This is a genomic window from Pseudoalteromonas sp. 0802 (genome assembly GCF_013350085.1).
Classification (GTDB): Bacteria; Pseudomonadota; Gammaproteobacteria; order Enterobacterales; family Alteromonadaceae; genus Pseudoalteromonas.
In genome coordinates, this window is sequence record NZ_JABVXE010000071.1 from 1 (window position 1) to 736 (window position 736).

At 35.1% G+C, this 736-nt stretch carries 1 protein-coding gene; it reads left to right on the plus strand.

The window, feature by feature from the left end:
* Positions 1-272 precede the first annotated feature (272 nt).
* Positions 273-482, plus strand: coding sequence for a hypothetical protein (locus tag HUS61_RS21160; RefSeq protein ID WP_175083684.1), 210 nt, complete (start codon positions 273-275; stop codon positions 480-482).
* Positions 483-736 lie beyond the last annotated feature (254 nt).

Below are 736 nucleotides of genomic sequence, written 5' to 3' on the forward strand. Positions count from 1 at the left end.
AATTATTGATTGAAAAAGATCAGTTACCTGAATTTAAGTAAGGGCAACTGATCAAAATATATGTGAAAGAGTACTAGTAACTAGTAACTAAACTAGACAACTATAATGTTACCCATTTATTTTTCATGCATATGATTGGTGATAAGTAGTTAAGTAAAACCATTGGGGATAAGCTAAATCATTTTCTGACGCCATGTGCGAGGTAGTGGCAAAAAGCAAAAGCCCATGTGTATGTAAATAACCTAGATCAGTAAGTATAAAGCTGGAAGAAAATGATTATTGAAATTACGAAGTGGTCCACGGGTTTTAGAAAAATATCTTTTAATAAGGTATTGCGTCGAGAGTTGAAAATGACGATTGCAGAGGCAAAGACCACTGTGAATGAAATTCTTGTGGGAAATATTGTAAGGCTGCCATACACAAAAGAGTTGGAACTCGAGATTAAGAAAGCAGAATTATTTTACGACCTTATTGATGATTAAAAATTAAGAGGATTCTACCTTAGTTTGAATCCAAATATATTCTTAGTGGAATCTGGGGTTGTTTTCAAAAACAGTGACTCAAAGAAGAAACTCGATGTCTTTTATTTGCGCCTAGCACCTAGCACCTAAAACCAAGAATCAATACTTGCCACCACAAATGACGCCCTACATAATTTTGATAGCTGATAGCTGATAGCTGATAGCTGATAGCTGATAGCTGATAGCTGATAGCTGATAGCTGATAGCTGATAGCT